The sequence below is a fragment of the Flavivirga spongiicola genome (assembly GCF_030540825.1).
Taxonomy (GTDB): domain Bacteria; phylum Bacteroidota; class Bacteroidia; order Flavobacteriales; family Flavobacteriaceae; genus Flavivirga; species Flavivirga spongiicola.
This window is the reverse complement of the sequence record NZ_JAUOEO010000001.1, coordinates 990,771-1,008,036: the sequence shown is the minus strand read 5'-3', so window position 1 is coordinate 1,008,036 and position 17,266 is coordinate 990,771. Positions and strand designations below refer to the sequence as shown.

Genomic DNA, 17,266 nt, shown 5'->3' with positions numbered 1-17,266 from the left:
TTAGAATTAGTCGATGGTAAAAATCGGGGACAAAACTTACTCTAAAAGGATAATAACTTGTCTGTGAAGGATTTAGTTGAAGCTGGTTTGGAATAATAGTTTGAAAACCAGGTAAATTAATTTAAGGTAGCTCAAAAATGATATAAATAGGCTTAAGTAAATTAAGTTGAATTATTTTAGCTTAAAAAGAAAAATAGAGTTCAGTTTATGCTTGTTTAGAATTTCAACTTTAAAACATAATAACTATGCTGTTAGATTAGGTGAAAACTAGAAATTGGCTATCAGACTTAGGTGTATTTTAGAATTGGAGAGTTTGAATTTTTGGTTTTCATTTTTACCATTAGCATAGTTAAATCTAAATAGCCCGGCTTGTGTAAGAATACCAAAGCCAAAACCATACCCGAAAAGTTTTTCTTTAGCATTCAAGATTTTATTTTCAAAATAGGCAGCATCTATAATAGAGTGAATATAAATTGAATTGTTAAGTTGATATCTATACTCTGTATTAATTAAACCAAATAAAGAAGAAAACAAGCTGTTTTCTTCAAACCCTCTAATAGAGTTTATACCACCAAATCTTAGTAATTCATTTTCGAAATAAGTATTAGAATTTAAAGAAGCACCGTTTAATCTTAAAAAGACACTGTTTTTTCTGTTTAAGTTAAATATTTTAAATGCATCAATAGAAACATGAGATTGTCTTTCTTGGGCATTTAGTGCTTTTCTTTTTCCAAAATTTGTTTCTAGATATAGTTTAGAATTTGTTGGAAAAAGTAAATTGTATGATTGTGGTTTTGTGAACTCGTATGCCAACGTGTAATATTGTGTTTTGTAATCTGAAATTGTTAGTGATGTATTTTCTGTTAATAAATTATTTGACTCAGTAGAAAGTAGACCGGCATAAATTTTATGCTTCGAATTTATTTGATAATGCAATTTTAATGCTTGGTTTACAGTTGTGAATGATGAATCCTTTTTGAAAATTCGTAAGCGTAAATCAATCCCTATTGGAGATTTAAACAGGTAGGGTAGTGTTAAATCCGCTTGAAACGTTTTTTGATCGTTTTCATCACTTTTGTATAGTAGTTTAAACGATTCACCAAAGTTTAAGTTATTGGTTAAATTTAAATTTAGATAACCATCAAATTCTAATTTATTTGTTTCTTCATTGGTTCCAAAACCTAAAAAACCATCAAAAGAATTGCTTTTTGATTTTTCAAGATATAAGTATAACGCTGTAGAGTCTTTAGAAAATAAAACCTCAGGAGGTTTTATCTCATTAGCAAACTTTAAATTGTTTAGTTGATTGGTTTTGTTTTTAATTCTGTTTAAATCAAAAACTTGGGACTGTTTAATTTTCAAGTAGTGTTTTAGATAGGAGCGCGGAAATTTTTCATAGCCTTTAATTATTATGTTGTTAATAATTCTTTCTCTTGCTTGGGATTCAATTATCAAATTTGCTGATAAATTAGATGTGTCTTTAATCTTAATATTAGACAAATGTAATTTTGAAAAAGGTAATCCTTCCTCTGCAATTTTAGAGTTAATAAAATTTAAAACGTTTTCAACTTTGCTAAATTCTAATTCAAAATAGTCATCAAAAACATTTTTTGAAATAGCCTCTAAAAGTGAGTGTTTAATTTTTGTTTTGTCATAATATATATATATGGTGTTAAATTTCTTTTTTAAATGAATTTGAGTTTTGAATGACGAATCGTTTGATTTAATGATTTCTTTTAATTTGTTTTCAATATATCCAATTTTAAAAAGTTTTTTTTGGACTTCGTCTACTTCATGTTTTATTGAAGCGTAATCTTTGTGAATTTTTAAGTAGTTTAAAGAATCGATTATATTGGTTTGATTTTCAGTATTGCCATCAATTTTAAGGTGTAAATTTTGGCAAAACAGTTCCGAAGAAAAAAGTGTATATATAATAAGGAGTAAAAAAGAAGTTTTTTTCACTTTATAATTAGCTGTTTTGATTGTGTAAATCTAACGGAAAACGTAGACTTATAATATAGGTCATTAGATAATTTTTAAATTCTATCGAAATCGTTTTGGGTTTTTAATAAAAAAATGATGCTTAATTATGGCAGTTTTAAAGGTAGAATTAAACAAATGGATAGCGAAATAAGGACTTTCCCCATCAGATGAAAAACAAAAAATCATTATGATGTGAAAATTAATGATTTAGGATTTGAATTATTCATTTTAATTTCTACCTTTGCAGCCCTCTTAGAAGAGGATTTTAAAATTTATATATAATATATATGCCAACAATTTCACAATTAGTAAGAACAGGAAGAGCCAAAATAACCAAGAAGAGTAAATCGGCTGCTTTAGATTCTTGTCCGCAAAGACGTGGTGTGTGTACTCGTGTTTACACGACAACTCCTAAAAAACCAAACTCAGCAATGCGTAAGGTGGCAAGGGTTCGTTTAACAAACGGTAACGAGGTTAATGCATACATTGGTGGAGAAGGACACAATCTACAAGAGCACTCGATAGTATTGGTTAGAGGTGGAAGGGTAAAAGATTTGCCAGGAGTTAGATATCACATTGTACGTGGTGCTTTAGACACAGCAGGTGTTTCAGGTAGAACGCAACGTAGATCTAAGTATGGTGCTAAACGCCCTAAAAAGTAATTTAAAACTTTAAGAAGAAGACATGAGAAAAAGAGCAGCAAAAAAGAGACCGCTTTTACCAGATCCACGTTTTAACGATCAGTTAGTAACTCGTTTCGTTAATATGATGATGTGGGATGGAAAGAAGTCTGTCGCTTTTAAAGTATTCTATGATGCGATTGACATTGTAGATTCGAAAAAAACTGACGAAGAAAAAACAGCTTTAGAAACTTGGAAAGATGCTTTGTCTAATGTGATGCCTCACGTAGAAGTGCGTAGTCGTCGTGTTGGTGGTGCAACATTCCAAATTCCAATGCAAATTCGTCCAGATCGTAAGGTTTCTACAGCAATGAAATGGCTAATTAGCTATGCACGAAAAAGAAACGAAAAATCTATGGCTAATCGTTTGGCTTCTGAAATTTTAGCAGCAGCTAAAGAAGAAGGCGCGGCAGTTAAGAAAAGGGTTGATACTCACAAAATGGCAGAAGCTAACAAAGCATTCTCTCACTTTAGATTTTAATACGATATGGCAAGAGATTTAAAATTCACTAGAAATATAGGTATTGCTGCACATATTGATGCAGGAAAAACTACTACTACAGAGCGTATTCTTTATTATACAGGTGTCTCTCACAAAATTGGAGAAGTACATGATGGTGCTGCTACAATGGACTGGATGGAGCAAGAGCAAGAAAGAGGTATTACAATTACTTCTGCTGCAACAACATGTGAATGGCAATTTCCAATTGAGAATGGGAACCCAACGCCAGATACAAAAGGATACCACTTTAATATCATTGATACACCAGGTCACGTTGATTTTACGGTTGAAGTAAATCGTTCTTTACGTGTACTTGATGGTTTAGTGTTCTTATTTAGTGCAGTTGATGGTGTTGAGCCTCAATCTGAAACTAACTGGAGGCTAGCAGATAACTATAAAGTGCCTAGAATTGGTTTCGTTAATAAAATGGACCGTCAAGGATCTAACTTTTTAGGTGTTTGTCAACAAGTAAAAGATATGTTGAAATCTAATGCGGTGCCAATTGTTTTAAACATTGGTGACGAAATAGATTTTAAAGGTATTATAGATTTAGTTAAAAATAGAGCTATTGTTTGGCACGATGAAACTCAAGGGGCAACTTTTGATGTTGTTGAGATTCCTGAGGAGTTAAAAGCTGAAGCAAGAAAATATAGAGCTTTATTGATTGAAGAAGTAGCGAGTTACGATGAGAACTTATTAGAGAAGTTCATGGAAGATGAAGATTCAATTACAGAAGAAGAAGTGCATGCTGCACTTAGAGCTGCTGTGATGGATATGGCTATCATTCCGATGATTTGTGGTTCTGCATTTAAAAATAAAGGCGTTCAATTCTTATTAGATGCAGTATGTCGTTATTTACCTTCTCCAACTGATAAAGAAGGTATTGTAGGAACTGATCCAAATTCTGGAGAAGAGATTTTACGTAAACCAGATGTAAAGGAGCCGTTTGCTGCTTTAGCATTTAAAATTGCTACCGATCCTTTTGTAGGGCGTCTGGCATTCTTTAGAGCATATTCTGGTCGTTTAGATGCTGGTTCTTATGTGTTAAATAATCGTTCAGGTAAAAAAGAACGTATTTCTCGTATCTATCAAATGCATGCTAATAAGCAAAATGCCATTGATTTTATAGAAGCTGGTGATATTGGTGCTGCTGTTGGATTTAAATCTATCAAAACAGGAGATACACTTTCAGCAGAAAAACACCCTATAGTTTTAGAATCTATGGACTTCCCTGATCCAGTAATTGGTATTGCGGTTGAGCCAAAAACAAAAGCAGACGTTGATAAATTAGGAATGGGCTTAGCTAAGTTAGCTGAAGAAGATCCTACGTTTACAGTACGTTCTGATGAGGCTTCAGGACAGACTATTATTTCTGGAATGGGTGAGCTTCACTTAGATGTTATTGTTGATCGTTTAAAACGTGAATTCAAAGTTGAGGTTAACCAAGGTCAACCACAGGTAGAGTACAAAGAAGCTATTACACAAGCTGCTGATCATAGAGAGGTTTATAAGAAACAATCTGGTGGTCGTGGTAAATTTGCTGATATCGTATTTACGGTTGAGCCGGCTGAAGAAGGTAAAACAGGTCTTGAATTTATTTCAACAATTAAAGGTGGTAATGTTCCTAAAGAATTTATCCCTTCAATTGAAAAAGGATTCAAAATGGCAATGGTTAATGGACCGTTGGCAGGATATGAGATTGATGCGATGAAAGTAACGTTGAAAGATGGATCTTACCATGACGTGGATTCAGATCAACTATCTTTCGAATTGGCTGCTAAACTTGGATTTAAAAATGCTGCAAAAGCTGCAAAAGCGGTTGTTATGGAGCCTATAATGAAACTTGAAGTTATTACTCCTGAAGAAAATATGGGTGATATTGTTGGTGATTTAAATAGAAGAAGAGGACAAGTGAGTGATATGGGTGATAGAGCTGGTGCAAAAACTGTAAAAGCTACTGTACCATTATCTGAAATGTTTGGGTATGTAACAACATTAAGAACATTGTCTTCAGGTCGTGCAACGTCAACAATGGAATTTTCACATTACGCTGAAACACCTTCAAATATATCTGAAGAAGTGATTAAAGCTGCTAAAGGGGAACAATCTTAAAAGTTAAGAAAATGAGTCAAAAAATCAGAATAAAATTAAAGTCTTACGATCATAACTTAGTAGATAAGTCTGCTGATAAGATTGTAAAAACAGTAAAAAGTACTGGTGCAGTTGTAACGGGACCAATTCCTTTGCCAACTCACAAGAAAATTTTCACTGTATTACGTTCTCCACACGTAAACAAGAAATCAAGAGAACAATTTCAATTAAGCTCTTATAAGAGGTTATTAGATATATACTCTTCGTCATCAAAAACAATTGATGCGTTAATGAAGCTTGAATTACCAAGTGGTGTAGAAGTAGAGATTAAAGTATAATTTGTTATTCCTGCGAAAGCAGGAATCTCATAAATTGAAACTAGAAGTTTCAAGACATGTCTGGAGCTGCGAGCGAAGGAAAAACGGTAAAATACATTTCAGGGACGAAACGTATTTTGTCCCTGAATTTTTTTAAATAGTTAATGTTGAAGCTTATTTCAACGAAATAGTAATAATTAATAAATAATAAATATGTCTGGGTTAATTGGAAAAAAAATCGGTATGACCAGCATCTTTGATGACAATGGAAAGAATATTCCTTGTACAGTTATCGAAGCTGGACCATGTATCGTTACCCAAGTCAGAACCGAAGAAGTTGATGGTTATAAAGCTGTTCAACTTGGTTTCGATGACGCGACAGAAAAAAGCGCTACTAAAGCTGACTTAGGTCACGCTAAAAAAGCAGGAACTTCTGTAAAACGCAAAATCGTAGAATTCAAAGGTTTTGATGAGGAGTACAAATTAGGAGATGCCATCACTGTTGAACATTTCACTGAAGGTGAATTTGTTGATGTAGCAGGAACATCTAAAGGTAAAGGATTTCAAGGTGTAGTAAAACGTCATGGTTTTGGTGGTGTAGGTCAAGCTACTCACGGTCAACATAACCGTTTAAGAGCGCCAGGATCAATTGGAGCTGCATCTTACCCTGCAAGAGTTTTTAAAGGCATGAAAATGGCCGGAAGAATGGGTGGAGAGACAATAAAAGTTCAAAATTTAAGAGTTTTAAAAGTAGTTGCTGAAAAGAATCTACTAGTTGTTAAAGGTTGTGTGCCTGGACATAAAAACGCTTATGTAATTATTAGAAAATAATGAAAGTAGCAGTTTTAGATATAAACGGAAAAGACACAGGAAGAAAGGCAGACCTTTCTAAAGATGTGTTCGCTATTGAGCCTAATAATCACGCTGTATATTTGGATGTTAAACAATATTTAGCAAACCAAAGACAAGGAACTCACAAGTCTAAAGAAAGAGGTGAGATTACTGGAAGTACACGTAAGATTAAAAAGCAAAAAGGAACTGGTACAGCGAGAGCAGGTAGTATTAAGTCTGGTATATTTAAAGGTGGTGGTCGTATGTTCGGTCCAAGACCAAGAAATTATAACTTCAAACTTAATAAAAATGTTAAACGTTTAGCACGTAAATCTGCATTAAGTATCAAAGCAGGTGAGAAGTCAATTGTTGTGTTAGAAGACTTTAACTTTGACACTGTAAAAACTAAAAACTTTACAGCTGTTTTAAAGGCTTTAGACCTAGAAAACAAAAAGTCTCTCTTTGTGTTGGGTGGCACGAATAATAATGTATATTTGTCATCGCGCAATTTAAAAAGCTCAGAAGTTATAACTAACTCGGAATTAAGCACTTACAAGATTTTAAATGCAAATCAAGTAATACTTTTAGAGGGAGCTTTAGCAGGAATTGAAACAAATTTAAGTAAATAGAAACCATGAGTATCTTAATTAAACCTATAATCACGGAAAAAGCGACTGCAGATAGCGAGTTAAGAAACTGCTATACTTTCGCGGTGAATACAAAGGCGAACAAGGTAGAAATCAAAAAAGCGGTGGAAGCTGCTTATGGTGTTTCTGTTGAAAAAGTTCGTACTATAAATGTCCGTCCAGATAGAAGAACACGTCATACAAAGACTGGGATTCAAAATGGTAAAACAAATGCTGTTAAAAAAGCAATTGTACAACTGGCGGAAGGTGAAATGATTGATTTATACAGTAACATGTAATTAGACAACAATGTCAGTAAGAAAATTAAAACCGATCACACCAGGACAGCGATTTAGAGTAGTAAATGGTTATGACGCCATAACTACTGATAAGCCGGAAAAGAGTTTACTCGTTCCGAATAAAAGGTCTGGTGGTAGAAACAGTCAAGGAAAAATGACCATGCGCTATATAGGTGGAGGTCATAAAAAGAAGTATCGTATTATCGATTTTAAACGTAACAAAACTGGAGTTCCAGCAGAAGTTAAGTCTATCGAATACGATCCAAACAGAACCGCTTTTATCGCATTATTGAATTATCAAGATGGCGAAAAAAGATATATTATTGCTCAAAATGGTTTACAGGTTGGGCAAAAAGTGGTGTCTGGTTTAGAAGGAGTTGCTCCAGAAATTGGAAATGCCATGCCATTAAGTGAAATTCCATTAGGAACTATTATTTCTTGTGTAGAATTACGCCCAGGACAAGGAGCTGTTATGGCTCGTAGTGCTGGTGCTTTTGCACAATTAATGGCGAGAGATGGGAAGTTTGCTACTATTAAATTGCCTTCAGGAGAAACAAGATTAGTTCTTGTTAACTGTATGGCAACTATAGGTGTAGTGTCTAACTCAGATCACCAGTTATTAGTTGGTGGTAAGGCAGGTAGAACTAGATGGTTAGGAAGACGTCCTCGTACTAGACCAGTAGTTATGAATCCAGTCGATCACCCAATGGGTGGTGGTGAAGGTAAATCTTCTGGTGGACATCCACGTTCTAGAAACGGTATTCCAGCTAAAGGTTACAGAACCCGTTCTAAGACTAAAGCAAGTAATAAATATATTGTAGAACGTAGAAAGAAATAAGACATGGCAAGATCATTAAAAAAAGGACCTTACGTTCATTATAAGTTAGAAAAGAAAGTAGCTGTTAATGTTGAATCTAACAAGAAAACAGTAATCAAAACTTGGTCAAGAGCTAGTATGATTACTCCAGATTTTGTTGGGCAAACAATTGCAGTACATAATGGCCGTCAATTTGTACCAGTTTATGTAACAGAAAACATGGTAGGTCATAAGTTAGGAGAATTTTCACCAACACGTTCATTCCGTGGACATGCAGGTGCTAAAAACAAAGGTAAAAAGTAGTAAGCTATGGGAAGTCGTAAAAAACAAATGGCAGACGCTATTAAGGAAGGGAAAAAGCAAGTTGCTTTTGCTAAACTTAATAATTGTCCTACATCACCAAGAAAAATGCGTTTAGTAGCCGATTTAGTAAGAGGTGAAAAAGTAGAACATGCACTTAATATCTTAAAATTCAACCAAAAAGAAGCATCTGGTCGTTTAGAGAAATTGTTATTGTCAGCCATTGCAAACTGGCAGTCTAAAAACGAGGAAGCTAACATTGAAGAGGCTGAATTAGTTGTAAAAGAGATTAGAGTTGACAGCGGATCTATGTTAAAGAGATTACGTCCGGCACCTCAAGGTCGTGCACACAGAATTAGAAAACGTTCTAACCACGTTACATTAGTAGTTGGAGCTAACAATAACACACAAAGCTAAGATAGAAGTATGGGACAAAAAACAAATCCAATCGGAAATCGCTTAGGTATTATCAGAGGATGGGAATCTAACTGGTACGGAGGTAATGATTATGGAGATAAGCTTGCCGAAGACGATAAAATTAGAAAATACGTTCACGCACGTTTATCTAAAGCTAGTGTAAGTAGAGTAATTATTGAAAGAACTTTAAAACTTGTAACCGTTACTATCACTACTGCTAGACCTGGTATTATTATCGGAAAAGGTGGTCAAGAGGTAGACAAGTTAAAAGAAGAGCTTAAAAAAATTACAGGAAAAGAAGTTCAGATTAACATCTTTGAAATAAAAAGACCTGAACTTGATGCATTTTTAGTAGGATCTAGTATTGCTCGTCAAATTGAAAACAGAATTTCATACAGACGTGCAATAAAGATGGCTATCGCTGCTACAATGCGTATGAATGCAGAAGGAATTAAAATCCAAATTAGTGGTCGTTTAAATGGTGCAGAAATGGCACGTTCAGAACACTACAAAGAAGGACGTATTCCTTTATCAACCTTTAGAGCCGATATTGATTATGCTTTAGTTGAGGCACACACTACTTATGGTAGATTGGGTGTTAAAGTATGGATCATGAAAGGTGAAGTATATGGTAAAAGAGAACTTTCTCCGCTTGTTGGTTTATCTAAGAAGCAAGGAAAAGGTGGAGCCGGAGGACGTGGTGGAAACAGAGATAACAAACCTCGTCGTAGAAAGTAATTTTTTATAAAGTAAAGAAAAAATGTTACAGCCTAAAAGAACAAAATTTCGTAAGCAACAAAAAGGACGTATGAAAGGTCTCTCTGGAAGAGGACATCAACTTTCAAGCGGTACTTTTGGAATAAAAGCATTAGACGCAACTTTTATAACATCACGTCAAATTGAAGCAGCTCGTATTGCCGCTACACGTTACATGAAAAGAGAAGGGCAACTTTGGATTAAAATATTTCCAGACAAGCCTATTACAAAAAAGCCTCTTGAAGTACGTATGGGTAAAGGTAAAGGTGCCGTTGAATATTGGGTAGCTGTTTGTAGACCAGGTCGTGTTTTATTTGAAATTGGTGGCGTGCCGTTAGATATTGCTAAAGAAGCATTACGTTTAGCAGCGCAAAAGTTACCAGTAAAAACTAAGTTTTTAATTGCTCGGGATTACGAAGCATAATTTATTTGATATTATGAAACAATCAGAAATTAAAGAATTATCTACAGCTGAGTTACAAGAAAAACTTGGTGAGACTAAAAAAAGTTATTCAGACCTAAAAATGGCTCATGCAATATCTCCTTTAGAAAATCCAATTCAGTTACGTGGTATTAGACGTACTGTAGCTAGAATTGCGACAGAATTAACTAAAAGAGAATTACAATAATTCTGCTGAAAGATGGAAACAAGAAATTTAAGAAAAGAACGTATAGGAGTTGTTACTAGTAACAAAATGCAAAAATCAATAGTTGTTGCAGAGGTTAAAAAAGTGAAACACCCTATGTATGGTAAGTTCGTGTTAAAAACAAAAAAATATGTTGCACACGACGAAACAAACGATTGTAACATTGGTGATACTGTAAAGATCATGGAAACAAGACCTTTAAGTAAATCTAAATGTTGGAGATTAGTTGAAATCATAGAAAGAGCTAAATAATTATGGTACAGCAAGAATCAAGATTAAAGGTAGCAGATAACACTGGAGCAAAAGAAGTATTAACAATACGTGTTCTAGGTGGTACTAAAAGAAGATACGCTTCTGTAGGAGACAAAATAGTTGTTTCTGTTAAAGATGCAACACCTAATGGAAACATTAAAAAAGGTGCTGTTTCTACTGCAGTTGTTGTTCGTACTAAAAAAGAAGTAAGAAGACCTGATGGATCTTATATTAGATTTGACGATAATGCATGTGTTTTATTAAACCCAACAGGTGAGATGAGAGGAACACGTGTATTTGGTCCTGTTGCTAGAGAACTTCGTGATAAACAATTCATGAAAATTGTATCATTAGCACCAGAGGTGCTTTAATACATTAATTTAAGATGACAAAGCTTAAAATAAAAACTGGAGATACTGTAAAAGTAATTGCTGGAGATCATAAAGGGTCTGAAGGTAAAGTACAAAAGGTATTAATAGAAAAGAACAAAGCGATTGTTGAGGGTGTAAATATGGTGAAGAAACACACTAAGCCAAGTGCACAAAACCCTCAAGGCGGAATCGTAGAGAAAGAAGCTGCTATTCATATTTCTAACTTATCATTGTTAACTTCAAAAGGAGAAACAACTAGAGTTGGATATAAAGTAGAAGGCGATAAGAAAGTAAGATTTTCAGTAAAATCTAATGAAGTAATATAGTTATGGCATATTCACCTAGACTTAAAGAAGAGTATAAAAGCAAAGTAATTGCTGCTCTTACAGACGAATTTGGTTATAAAAATGTAATGCAAGTACCTAAGCTTACTAAGATCGTTGTATCTAAAGGAGTTGGTGCTGCTGTAGCAGATAAAAAACTTATTGACTATGCAGTTGAGGAGTTAGCTACTATAACTGGACAAAAAGCTATAGCAACTTTATCTAAAAAAGATGTTGCATCTTTCAAATTACGTAAAGGAATGCCAATTGGGGCTAAAGTTACTTTACGTGGAGAAAAAATGTATGAGTTTTTAGATCGTTTAGTTACTTCTGCCTTACCACGCGTAAGAGATTTTAATGGGATAAAAGCAACTGGATTTGACGGACGTGGTAACTACAATTTAGGAGTTACTGAACAAATTATATTCCCGGAGATTAATATCGATAAGGTAAATAAAATTTCAGGTATGGATATTACATTTGTAACAACAGCAGATACAGATAAAGAAGCAAAATCATTATTAACTGAATTAGGATTACCTTTTCAAAAGAACTAAGATATGGCTAAAGAATCAATGAAAGCCCGTGAGGTAAAAAGAGCTAAAACAGTAGCTAAGTATGCCGAAAAACGTAAAGCTTTAAAAGAAGCTGGCGATTACGATGCATTACAAAAGTTACCAAAAAATGCATCTCCTATACGTCAGCATAATAGATGTAAATTAACGGGAAGACCAAAAGGATATATGAGAACTTTTGGTATTTCTCGTGTAACATTCAGAGAGATGGCCAATCAAGGTCTTATCCCTGGAGTTAGAAAAGCTAGTTGGTAATATTATTTAAATAATCAGATTTAAGGTTCAACATAAGTTGAAAACCAAGATCACAAAATCAATTCATTATGTACACAGATCCAATTGCGGATTATTTGACAAGAATTAGAAATGCAGTGCGTGCTAACCACAGAGTGGTTGAGGTTCCTGCTTCTAATTTGAAAAAAGACATCACTAAAATATTATTCGAACAAGGATATATTTTGAGTTACAAGTTTGATGACTCTTCAGTACAAGGAACAATTAAAATTGCCCTTAAGTACAATAAAGAAACTAAAGAACCTGTAATTAAGAAGTTGCAAAGAATTAGTAAGCCAGGTTTACGTAAGTATGCTGGTTCTAACGAACTACCTAGAATCCTTAATGGTCTTGGTATTGCCATTGTTTCTACTTCTCACGGAGTAATGACAGGTAAACAAGCCAAAAGAGATAATGTAGGTGGTGAAGTATTATGTTACGTTTACTAATCTAAAAAGAAGAAAGAAATGTCAAGAATAGGTAATAACCCAGTAGCAATTCCAGAAGGAGTTACGGTTGATATAAACGACGGAATAGTTACAGTGAAAGGAAAATTGGGTGAGTTAACTCAAAATTTCGATTCTGTAGATATTAAAGTTGAAGATGGAAATGTTTTAGTAACACGTTCTTCTGATTCTAAAGATCAAAAAGCAAAACATGGTTTATACAGATCATTGATGAATAATATGATCGAAGGTGTGTCTAAAGGATGGACTAAAGAATTAGAATTAGTTGGTGTAGGATATAGAGCATCTAACCAAGGACAAAAATTGGATTTAGCTTTAGGTTTTTCTCATAATATTGTTTTAAATATTGCTCCAGAAGTAAAAGTTGAAACAGTATCAGAAAAAGGAAAAAATCCAATAGTAAAGTTAACATCATTCGATAAACAACTTGTTGGTCAAGTAGCTGCGAAAATTCGTGGATTTAGAAGACCAGAGCCTTACAAAGGAAAAGGGATTAAGTTTGTTGGTGAAGTAATAAGAAGAAAAGCAGGTAAATCAGCTTAATAATTAAGTTATGGCATTAACAAAGAACGAAAGAAGACTAAGAATAAAAAACAGAATCCGTAAGGTTGTTTCTGGTACAGAAGCTAGACCAAGATTGGCTGTTTTTAGAAGTAATAAAGAAATTTACGCTCAAATTGTAGATGACGTAACTGGTAATACTATCAGTGCTGCATCTTCAAGAGATAAAGATATTAGTGCTGCGAAAGCAACTAAATCAGAAGTAGCTAAATTAGTAGGTAAGGCACTTGCTGAAAAAGCTTTAAAAGCTGGTATTGAAACTATCGCTTTTGATAGAGGAGGTTATTTATATCATGGTAGAGTAAAATCATTAGCTGAAGGAGCTAGAGAAGCAGGACTTAAATTCTAAGAAATTATGTTTCAAAAATATAAAAGTGCAGAGTTAGTAAAACCAGGTGGATTAGATCTTAAAGATCGTTTAGTTGGTGTACAAAGAGTTACAAAAGTAACTAAAGGTGGTAGAGCATTTGGTTTTTCGGCAATTGTAGTGGTTGGTGACGAAGCAGGTGTTGTAGGACAAGGTTTAGGTAAATCTAAAGACGTGGCCAGCGCCATAGCGAAAGCAGTTGAAGATGCTAAGAAAAACCTGGTTAGAATTCCTATTATAAAAGGAACTTTACCACATGAGCAAAAAGGTAAATACGGTGGAGCAAGAGTAAATATTATTCCTGCTGCTCCTGGTACAGGAGTTATTGCCGGAGGTGCTGTAAGAACAGTTCTTGAGGCTGTTGGTATACACGATGTATTATCAAAATCTCAGGGATCTTCTAACCCTCATAATGTAGTAAAAGCGACTTTTGATGCTTTATTACAATTAAGAGACGCCAATGCAATTGCTAGAGATAGAGGTATTTCACTTGAACAAGTTTTTAACGCTTAATAACATCAGAGATGGCAAAAATTAAAGTAAAAAAAGTTAAAAGCGCAATCAATCGTACGCAAAGACAAAAAAGAACTTTAGAAGCTCTTGGTCTTAAAAAGATTGGTCAGGTAAAAGAGCACGAAGCTACACCTAATATTTTGGGTATGGTTGCTAAAGTTTCACATTTGGTTTCTGTTGAAGAAACAAAATAATATAAAACTGAAAATGGATTTAAGTAATTTAAAACCTGCAGAAGGTTCAGTAAAAAATCAAGGTAAAAGAATAGGTAGAGGACAAGGTTCTGGAAAAGGTGGTACTGCTACACGTGGTCACAAAGGAGCTAAATCTCGTTCAGGTTATTCTAAAAAACTAGGATTTGAAGGAGGGCAAATGCCGCTTCAAAGACGTGTGCCTAAATTTGGCTTTACTAACATTAACCGTGTTGAATATCAAGGTATCAATTTAGATACGTTACAACAATTGGTTGATGATAAGAAAATAAAAGATACAGTAGATTTTGAAACTTTATTCTCAAATCGTTTAGCTGGAAAGAATGATCTGGTTAAGATTTTGGGTAGAGGAGAATTAAAAGCAAAATTAAAAGTATCTGCACATAAATTTACAGCTTCAGCAAAAGCAGCTATCGAAGCAGCTGGCGGAGAAGCAATAACATTATAAGACCATATTATAAGTATGAAGTTTATAGAATCGTTAAAAAATGTTTGGAAAATTGAGGAGCTAAGAAACAGAATCATAGTGACACTAGGTCTGTTATTAGTATACCGTTTTGGTACTCAGGTTACGTTGCCAGGTGTTGATGCCGCGCAATTAGCAGCCTTAGGAGACAAGACTAGTACAGGTTTATTAGGACTACTTAGCCAGTTTACTGGAGGAGCGTTTTCTAGAGCATCTGTATTTGCCTTAGGTATTATGCCTTACATTTCTGCTTCTATTGTAGTACAGTTAATGGGTATAGCTATTCCTTATTTGCAGAAATTGCAAAAAGAAGGCGCTAGTGGTCAAAAGAAAGTCAATCAAATTACACGTTGGCTAACCATTGCTATTTGTTTATTACAAGCACCAGGTTATTTAGCAAGTTTACCAAGTTTAGGTGTTCCACCAAGTGCCTTTTTATTAGGTACCGGTCCTTTATTTTATTTCTCATCTGTAAGTATTTTGGTTACAGGCTGTATTTTTGCCATGTGGTTAGGTGAAAAAATTACGGATAAGGGAATAGGAAATGGAATTTCATTATTGATCATGGTTGGTATTATTGCAACATTGCCTCAGTCTTTTATTCAAAATGCTGCAACTAGATTAGAAGGTAACAATGTGATGCTTATTCTTTTTGAATTGGTTATATGGTTTGTTATTATTTTGGTTACGATCATGCTTGTTATGGCGGTTAGGAAAATAGCAGTGCAATATGCAAGAAGAACTGCTTCTGGTGGTTATGAGAAAAGTGCTATGGCTGGTTCAAGACAATATATTCCATTAAAACTAAACGCTTCTGGTGTAATGCCTATAATATTTGCTCAAGCTATTATGTTTGTGCCTGGTATGATAGGAGGTACGGATTTATTAAAAGATTCATCTGTAGGTGCATGGTTAGTTACTAACCTTGGTCCAGCAAGTATGTTTGGTTTTTGGTATAACGTCGTATTCGCTTTATTAATAATCGTATTTACGTATTTTTATACAGCGATTACCGTACCAACGAATAAAATGGCAGACGATTTAAAACGTAGTGGTGGTTTTATTCCTGGTATTCGTCCAGGTTCTGAAACTTCAGAATATCTTGATAAAATAATGTCTCAAATAACCTTACCAGGATCTATATTTTTAGCACTTATAGCTGTGTTCCCAGCATTTATTGTTAAGCTTATGGATGTGCAACAAGGATGGGCATTGTTTTTTGGAGGAACCTCATTATTAATTATGGTTGGAGTTGCAATTGACACTATGCAACAAGTAAATTCATACTTGTTAAATAGACATTATGATGGCTTGATGAAAACCGGTAAAAATAGAAAAGCTAGCGCTTAATATATATACTATGGCAAAACAGGCAGCAATAGAACAAGACGGAACCATTATAGAAGCATTATCAAATGCTATGTTTCGTGTTGAATTAGAAAATGGTCACATTGTGACTGCACACATTTCTGGTAAAATGCGTATGCATTATATTAAATTATTACCAGGAGACAAAGTGAAATTAGAAATGAGTCCTTACGATTTAACAAAGGCTCGAATAACTTATAGATACTAATACGATGAAAGTAAGAGCATCACTTAAAAAGAGAAGTGCGGATTGTAAAATCGTACGAAGAAAAGGCAGACTTTACGTTATAAACAAAAAGAATCCTAGATTTAAACAAAGACAAGGGTAATTATGGCAAGAATTGCAGGTGTAGACATACCAAAAAACAAAAGAGGAGTAATCTCTTTAACTTATATCTATGGAATAGGTAGAAGTAGAGCAAAAGAAATTTTAGCAACGGCTAAGGTTGACGAAAGTACTAAAGTTCAAGATTGGAGCGATGACCAAATTAGTGGTATTCGTGAAGCTGTTGGATCTTTTACAATCGAAGGTGAATTACGTTCTGAAACACAATTAAACATTAAGCGATTAATGGATATTGGATGTTACAGAGGTATTCGTCACAGATCTGGTCTTCCATTAAGAGGACAACGTACTAAAAACAACTCCAGAACTAGAAAAGGTAGAAGAAAAACAGTTGCTAATAAGAAAAAAGCAACTAAATAATTAAAAGTCATTAGTATTTAGTCGTTGGATGGAATCTGTTTGAAATGTAAAAGTTTAGGATTCTAATACTAACAACTAACAACTAGAAACTAAAAAAATATGGCAAAAACAAGCACTAAAAAACGTAAAGTTATTGTTGACTCTGTTGGAGAAGCTCACGTTACAGCTTCTTTCAATAACATTATTATTTCGCTTACCAACAAAAAAGGAGATGTTATTTCATGGTCTTCTGCTGGTAAAATGGGATTTAGAGGTTCTAAGAAAAATACACCTTATGCTGCTCAATTGGCTGCCGAAGATGCTGCTGCTGTAGCTCAAGAAGCTGGTTTAAAGAAAGTAAAGGTTTATGTTAAAGGACCCGGAAATGGTAGAGAATCTGCTATTCGTTCTATTCATAATGCAGGAATTGAAGTAACAGAAATTATCGATGTTACTCCATTACCACATAATGGATGCCGTCCTCCAAAACGTAGAAGAGTTTAACAAATTACGATCTTAGATTTACGATTTTTAGATTGTTTTAAATCATAAATTGTGAATCAAGAA

Annotated in this window: 30 protein-coding genes; 29 read left to right on the top strand and 1 reads right to left on the bottom strand. The window is 34.2% G+C overall.

Annotated elements, in window-relative coordinates; translation table 11 throughout:
* Positions 1–267: 267 nt before the first annotated feature.
* Positions 268–1,962: a POTRA domain-containing protein gene (locus Q4Q47_RS03815; protein WP_303305319.1), complete on the bottom strand. Its 1,695-nt coding sequence runs from the start codon at positions 1,960–1,962 to the stop codon at positions 268–270.
* Positions 1,963–2,270: 308 nt separating this feature from the next.
* Here Q4Q47_RS03815 and rpsL point away from each other — a divergent pair, with 308 nt between their 5' ends.
* The 29 genes from rpsL (at position 2,271) to rpsK (ending at position 17,203) form a co-directional block, all read left to right on the top strand.
* Positions 2,271–2,645 (top strand): 30S ribosomal protein S12, encoded by a 375-nt coding sequence (gene rpsL, locus Q4Q47_RS03810; RefSeq protein WP_102756994.1) that lies wholly within the window; start codon positions 2,271–2,273, stop codon positions 2,643–2,645.
* A 22-nt stretch (positions 2,646–2,667) separates the two neighbouring features.
* A complete protein-coding gene (gene rpsG / locus Q4Q47_RS03805; RefSeq protein WP_135877589.1) occupies positions 2,668–3,144 on the top strand; it encodes a 30S ribosomal protein S7 in 477 nt (158 codons plus the stop codon).
* A gap of 6 nt (positions 3,145–3,150) precedes the next feature.
* Positions 3,151–5,277, top strand: a complete 2,127-nt coding sequence (gene fusA, locus Q4Q47_RS03800; protein ID WP_303305318.1) for an elongation factor G — start codon at positions 3,151–3,153, stop codon at positions 5,275–5,277.
* An 11-nt stretch (positions 5,278–5,288) separates the two neighbouring features.
* Positions 5,289–5,594, top strand: a complete 306-nt coding sequence (rpsJ, locus tag Q4Q47_RS03795; protein WP_007650482.1) for a 30S ribosomal protein S10 — start codon at positions 5,289–5,291, stop codon at positions 5,592–5,594.
* Between the two features lie 192 nt (positions 5,595–5,786).
* Positions 5,787–6,404 carry a 50S ribosomal protein L3 gene (gene rplC, locus Q4Q47_RS03790; protein WP_303305317.1) on the top strand — a complete coding sequence of 206 codons (618 nt, stop codon included), beginning with the start codon at positions 5,787–5,789 and terminating at the stop codon, positions 6,402–6,404.
* Complete coding sequence (rplD, locus tag Q4Q47_RS03785; RefSeq protein WP_303305316.1) at positions 6,404–7,033, top strand: 50S ribosomal protein L4; 630 nt, start codon at positions 6,404–6,406, stop codon at positions 7,031–7,033. The genes rplC and rplD overlap by 1 nt, the downstream gene beginning before the upstream one ends.
* 5 nt (positions 7,034–7,038) lie before the next feature.
* Positions 7,039–7,329: a 50S ribosomal protein L23 gene (gene rplW / locus Q4Q47_RS03780; RefSeq protein WP_303305315.1), complete on the top strand. Its 291-nt coding sequence runs from the start codon at positions 7,039–7,041 to the stop codon at positions 7,327–7,329.
* A 10-nt stretch (positions 7,330–7,339) separates the two neighbouring features.
* Positions 7,340–8,167 carry a 50S ribosomal protein L2 gene (rplB, locus tag Q4Q47_RS03775; protein ID WP_303305314.1) on the top strand — a complete coding sequence of 276 codons (828 nt, stop codon included), beginning with the start codon at positions 7,340–7,342 and terminating at the stop codon, positions 8,165–8,167.
* Between the two features lie 3 nt (positions 8,168–8,170).
* On the top strand, positions 8,171–8,449 hold the full coding sequence (gene rpsS, locus Q4Q47_RS03770; RefSeq protein WP_042499126.1) for a 30S ribosomal protein S19: 279 nt from the start codon (positions 8,171–8,173) through the stop codon (positions 8,447–8,449).
* A gap of 6 nt (positions 8,450–8,455) precedes the next feature.
* The gene (rplV, locus tag Q4Q47_RS03765; protein WP_303305313.1) at positions 8,456–8,863 is read left to right on the top strand and encodes a 50S ribosomal protein L22; all 408 of its coding nucleotides are present in this window, start codon (positions 8,456–8,458) and stop codon (positions 8,861–8,863) included.
* A 9-nt stretch (positions 8,864–8,872) separates the two neighbouring features.
* Positions 8,873–9,601, top strand: a complete 729-nt coding sequence (gene rpsC, locus Q4Q47_RS03760; protein ID WP_067147346.1) for a 30S ribosomal protein S3 — start codon at positions 8,873–8,875, stop codon at positions 9,599–9,601.
* 22 nt (positions 9,602–9,623) lie between these two features.
* Positions 9,624–10,043, top strand: coding sequence for a 50S ribosomal protein L16 (gene rplP, locus Q4Q47_RS03755; protein WP_303305312.1), 420 nt, complete (start codon positions 9,624–9,626; stop codon positions 10,041–10,043).
* 13 nt (positions 10,044–10,056) lie between these two features.
* Positions 10,057–10,248, top strand: coding sequence for a 50S ribosomal protein L29 (gene rpmC, locus Q4Q47_RS03750; protein ID WP_135877598.1), 192 nt, complete (start codon positions 10,057–10,059; stop codon positions 10,246–10,248).
* Between the two features lie 12 nt (positions 10,249–10,260).
* A complete protein-coding gene (rpsQ, locus tag Q4Q47_RS03745; protein ID WP_072399584.1) occupies positions 10,261–10,518 on the top strand; it encodes a 30S ribosomal protein S17 in 258 nt (85 codons plus the stop codon).
* 2 nt (positions 10,519–10,520) lie between these two features.
* On the top strand, positions 10,521–10,889 hold the full coding sequence (gene rplN, locus Q4Q47_RS03740) for a 50S ribosomal protein L14 (RefSeq protein WP_019386277.1): 369 nt from the start codon (positions 10,521–10,523) through the stop codon (positions 10,887–10,889).
* A 14-nt stretch (positions 10,890–10,903) separates the two neighbouring features.
* Entirely contained in the window at positions 10,904–11,215 is a 312-nt protein-coding gene (gene rplX / locus Q4Q47_RS03735; protein WP_303305311.1) for a 50S ribosomal protein L24, read from the top strand.
* Between the two features lie 2 nt (positions 11,216–11,217).
* A complete protein-coding gene (gene rplE, locus Q4Q47_RS03730; RefSeq protein WP_303305310.1) occupies positions 11,218–11,769 on the top strand; it encodes a 50S ribosomal protein L5 in 552 nt (183 codons plus the stop codon).
* A gap of 3 nt (positions 11,770–11,772) precedes the next feature.
* Positions 11,773–12,042, top strand: coding sequence for a 30S ribosomal protein S14 (rpsN, locus tag Q4Q47_RS03725; protein ID WP_274184818.1), 270 nt, complete (start codon positions 11,773–11,775; stop codon positions 12,040–12,042).
* Between the two features lie 68 nt (positions 12,043–12,110).
* On the top strand, positions 12,111–12,509 hold the full coding sequence (gene rpsH, locus Q4Q47_RS03720) for a 30S ribosomal protein S8 (RefSeq protein ID WP_303305309.1): 399 nt from the start codon (positions 12,111–12,113) through the stop codon (positions 12,507–12,509).
* Positions 12,510–12,527: 18 nt separating this feature from the next.
* The gene (gene rplF, locus Q4Q47_RS03715; RefSeq protein WP_303305308.1) at positions 12,528–13,070 is read left to right on the top strand and encodes a 50S ribosomal protein L6; all 543 of its coding nucleotides are present in this window, start codon (positions 12,528–12,530) and stop codon (positions 13,068–13,070) included.
* A gap of 10 nt (positions 13,071–13,080) precedes the next feature.
* Positions 13,081–13,437, top strand: coding sequence for a 50S ribosomal protein L18 (rplR, locus tag Q4Q47_RS03710; protein ID WP_303305307.1), 357 nt, complete (start codon positions 13,081–13,083; stop codon positions 13,435–13,437).
* Between the two features lie 6 nt (positions 13,438–13,443).
* Positions 13,444–13,968, top strand: coding sequence for a 30S ribosomal protein S5 (rpsE, locus tag Q4Q47_RS03705; RefSeq protein ID WP_303300397.1), 525 nt, complete (start codon positions 13,444–13,446; stop codon positions 13,966–13,968).
* Positions 13,969–13,979: 11 nt separating this feature from the next.
* The gene (gene rpmD, locus Q4Q47_RS03700; RefSeq protein ID WP_303305306.1) at positions 13,980–14,162 is read left to right on the top strand and encodes a 50S ribosomal protein L30; all 183 of its coding nucleotides are present in this window, start codon (positions 13,980–13,982) and stop codon (positions 14,160–14,162) included.
* Between the two features lie 13 nt (positions 14,163–14,175).
* Positions 14,176–14,628, top strand: coding sequence for a 50S ribosomal protein L15 (gene rplO, locus Q4Q47_RS03695; protein WP_303305305.1), 453 nt, complete (start codon positions 14,176–14,178; stop codon positions 14,626–14,628).
* 15 nt (positions 14,629–14,643) lie between these two features.
* A complete protein-coding gene (gene secY / locus Q4Q47_RS03690; protein WP_303305304.1) occupies positions 14,644–15,996 on the top strand; it encodes a preprotein translocase subunit SecY in 1,353 nt (450 codons plus the stop codon).
* 10 nt (positions 15,997–16,006) lie between these two features.
* Positions 16,007–16,222, top strand: coding sequence for a translation initiation factor IF-1 (gene infA, locus Q4Q47_RS03685; RefSeq protein ID WP_007094967.1), 216 nt, complete (start codon positions 16,007–16,009; stop codon positions 16,220–16,222).
* A 4-nt stretch (positions 16,223–16,226) separates the two neighbouring features.
* Positions 16,227–16,343, top strand: coding sequence for a type B 50S ribosomal protein L36 (ykgO, locus tag Q4Q47_RS03680; RefSeq protein WP_010181906.1), 117 nt, complete (start codon positions 16,227–16,229; stop codon positions 16,341–16,343).
* 2 nt (positions 16,344–16,345) lie between these two features.
* Positions 16,346–16,720: a 30S ribosomal protein S13 gene (rpsM, locus tag Q4Q47_RS03675; protein WP_303305303.1), complete on the top strand. Its 375-nt coding sequence runs from the start codon at positions 16,346–16,348 to the stop codon at positions 16,718–16,720.
* Between the two features lie 99 nt (positions 16,721–16,819).
* Complete coding sequence (rpsK, locus tag Q4Q47_RS03670) at positions 16,820–17,203, top strand: 30S ribosomal protein S11 (RefSeq protein WP_135877609.1); 384 nt, start codon at positions 16,820–16,822, stop codon at positions 17,201–17,203.
* Positions 17,204–17,266: the final 63 nt, after the last annotated feature.